This is a genomic window from Streptomyces sp. NPDC111507 (assembly GCF_055638955.1).
The window spans coordinates 1-3,126 of sequence record NZ_JBVKBU010000048.1; the positions used below are offsets into that span (position 1 = coordinate 1).

Sequence of the window (3,126 nt, forward strand, 5' to 3'; positions counted from 1 at the left end):
GGCTGGGACCGGGGGGTGAGGGGGATGAAGGTCGGCGGTCGGCGCGAGATCATCGTTCCCCCGCGTCTCGGCTACGGCAATCAGTCACCTTCGCCTTTGATCCCGGCGGGCTCAACCCTGGTCTTCGTGGTGGACCTGCTGGACTCGTATTCCAGCACAACCGGGTGGAGCAACGCCTAGTGACCCTGGCCGCTCCTCCCCTGCGGCGTGCTGCGTCGTCCCCCCGGGGTTGGCACGCCGTGCTCCTCGCTGTCGCTCCTGCTTCCGCCTCCGCAGCGTCCGAACGGTTCCGCTGCGACTCGTCGACCGCCGAAGGCCACGAGGCGACCGACTTCCTCAACGGCCTACCCGGCGCCGCCGCCCGGACGTCTGAACCCGCCGGCCGTGCTCGGCAAACGGGGGAGGTCCCCGGCGGAATCCAGCTCGTCGCACTGCCGATCACAGCGCCGGTCCGAGGAGGCCCCGCCCAGCAGCAACACATTGCGCAAGCCGATACGGACCAAGATCCGGACCATTTCCGGACCAGCACCCCGCCAGAGAGCCGCACCAGCTACTGTTTCTCCTAGTCAGCTTGGTGCAACTGCTGTACCACCAGCAGACCAAGAACCTCCTGACACACTCCCAGCGCCCCGCCCTCCGTAGTTCTTCCGCAGCTCACCCGACGAGAATCAACACCACCTCGCTCTTATCGCGACATCGGCTTCCCCTCTAGAGAATGTGGGGAGTTCGGGGCGATGCTCGGGAACGTTGAGGAGAATGGACTGCGCAACCGGTTACGGATCTCAAAGTCCAGAAAAAAATCTCCGCGCACAGAAGACGCGTTGCTCGGCGGGTGACGGACGATAGCCGACGGAGGGCGTGTTGCCAGCCGAGATGCGCGAAGAGGCTGTCTGGCACACGGACTGGGGTCGAAGGGAATTTCTCGGAACCCACCCGGTCCAGGCACGCCACCCGGCCAGGACAAGGCATTCGAATCACGTCACCCAGACTTCGCCTGCCATCGGCATTTCACCCGGACACGCCGATACAACGGCGGGCCGCCTGGAGGTGACCGACAGACGGCTCAGTCCCCTCACAGACCGCACCCTCGAGATCTAACTACTTGTCAGTAGAGTCAGTAAAGGTCAGCAAGTGTCCGATCAGACCTGGTCACAGACGCCAACACCTGCAAGTCGCCACTCGCACCCGAGCTGATCACCGCCAGGTACGCCCACCCTCTCAGCCGGCTCAGCCGAGGGCGACGGAGAAGGCACCCAACGGCGATGCACCCAGAGCCCATCACCGCAGTTCAGCGCGCTCTTCCCCGCGGTTTCAGCGCCACCGGCGGCAGTTGGGGAGCAGACAGTCGATCCCCGTCGTACCCCTTCACCTCACCGAAGCGGGACTCCTCCATCCAGTCCCTTCGCGCTCCTTCGATTTCCTCCTGCGACCGGCCGATGAAGTTCCACCACACGACGGTCCCTCGACCGACTGCAACCCCGCCAGGACTGCCGCCGCCCCCTCCGACCCCCTTCACGATATCTGGCAGCCAGCCAGAATCTCGGGGATGCTCGGTTCAGCGGGCCGCAACGGTCTTTCTCTCCACCTCCAGGCCTGCGTGACTCCTCCTCCACCTGGAGGTGGGGGTTTCTCGCTATGCCGGTTGGGCTTCGCGACGGACCAGCCCGGCCCGTAGAACGTTGAGGGCGCCCCCCCATGTCCGCGTGTGCGTTGTGGCCGCACGAGACGCAGTCCGACGACTCGCCCCGCCCGAGTACCACCCTCGAACAACACCTCGAGCCCCACCGGCATCTACGGCAACGTTCTCGTATGCCGGGCCGGGCTCCCAGCCGTCGGCGACGCTGATGTGGCCGGCGCGCACGCAGGGGTAAGTTCTGAATTCTACAGACCAATCGCGAATTCCCACCCAAACGACCAATCAACTCACCAACCTTCAATTACGCCATTCCACCAAGCGAAGCGAGAATCATCTCGAATGGCCAAGTCGATGGCCTGGGCATACTCCTGAAACCGCCCTAGCGAATCATAAAGATACTCATAGTCCTCAACATCAAGGAGGAGTTTTCTCACAAACGCCCACCTCCACGAGATATCAACAAATAGAGCAGCAGAGGTACTAATGAAGCTCACATCCAGGGCCCCGGCATCGGGAACTCCTACCACTTCCCCACTATCTGCGACGACACCGATCTCTCGGCGCCAGTACGAGCCCAGTGAATACGCCTCAACTTCGCGACGCCGAATCATAGGAACATTCCCCGACTGGAGAGACCCGACCAGCTGAATCCCCCCACGGCCGCCGCCATCCTCAAAGACGGCGACTCCGTATTCCCTGAGGGCAAGAGCGTCGTCTTCAGCAATGTTCCACCGCTGCTCGCCACTCAGGCGAGAGGACGGAAGCCCCCAACTAACCATCTGCGCCAGGGGGGCCGTGAGGCACTCTTCAAACGTGGGTGTGACATCACGGTGCATGTGGCACTACTTCCTCTCGGAACGCGGTAGGGCTTGACCTGCCTCGCACTGCAGGTCAAGCCCTAATCTTATTCGGCAGGCGGATCGCTCACCTCGCGGGCAGTTGCCTATCCACTCGAACCCTGGAAGCCCCGGTGGCGCGCCGCGATAACTACCCATAGACCTAGCTATCGCACCTGCATTCTTGGCCCCATTGTTTATGCCGTCAGGATTTAGACTCCAGGAGACCTCAGCATTTCCATACCTGCCCATCCTGGCGGGACTGTCCTAAAGATTGTGTATGCCCTGGTGTGACCCAGATGGCGTGAGGTGCGGCCTCTGCCCGGAAGGATCACCGATGGGGATCAAGGGCGAGTCGCCCCGCGAGAGCATCGTACGAACGGGGGCTGAGTTGGCGAGAGCAGCCGAGCTGGATCGGGACATGGCCGCGCAGTTGGTGGAGCGGGCCCGGCGTGAGGGGCTGAATCTGATGGGCGAGGGCGGGTTGTTGTCCGGCCTGGTCAAGCTGGTCGTGGAGGGCGCCCTGGAGGCTGAGATGAGTGAACACCTCGGCTACGAGAAGGGTGACAAGACCGGGGCGGGCTCGGGGAATTCACGCAACGGGACGTCACGCAAGACGGTACTGACAGACGTCGGGCCGGTCGAACTGGAGGT

3 protein-coding genes and 1 pseudogene are annotated in these 3,126 nt (G+C 63.1%); 2 read left to right on the forward strand and 2 right to left on the reverse strand.

The window, feature by feature from the left end:
• On the forward strand, positions 1 to 180 hold a 180-nt coding region (locus ACZ7M2_RS52335), incomplete at its 5' end, for an FKBP-type peptidyl-prolyl cis-trans isomerase (protein ID WP_471601354.1).
• Between the two features lie 1,108 nt (positions 181 to 1,288).
• Here ACZ7M2_RS52335 and ACZ7M2_RS52340 read toward each other — a convergent pair.
• Positions 1,289 to 1,447: pseudogene (locus tag ACZ7M2_RS52340) on the reverse strand (pirin family protein); the annotation flags it as partial.
• Between the two features lie 476 nt (positions 1,448 to 1,923).
• On the reverse strand, positions 1,924 to 2,472 hold the full coding sequence (locus ACZ7M2_RS52345; RefSeq protein ID WP_471601355.1) for a hypothetical protein: 549 nt from the start codon (positions 2,470 to 2,472) through the stop codon (positions 1,924 to 1,926).
• Positions 2,473 to 2,893: 421 nt separating this feature from the next.
• Between ACZ7M2_RS52345 and ACZ7M2_RS52350 the strand changes: the two genes are divergently transcribed.
• Positions 2,894 to 3,126 (forward strand): transposase (locus ACZ7M2_RS52350; protein WP_471601356.1); only part of this gene is annotated, 233 nt, incomplete at its 3' end.

Excerpts from the sequence above, each read along its gene's own strand:
- ACZ7M2_RS52345 (WP_471601355.1), bottom strand. The coding sequence starts at position 2,472 with ATGCACCGTGATGTCACACCCACGTTTGAAGAGTGCCTCACGGCCCCC.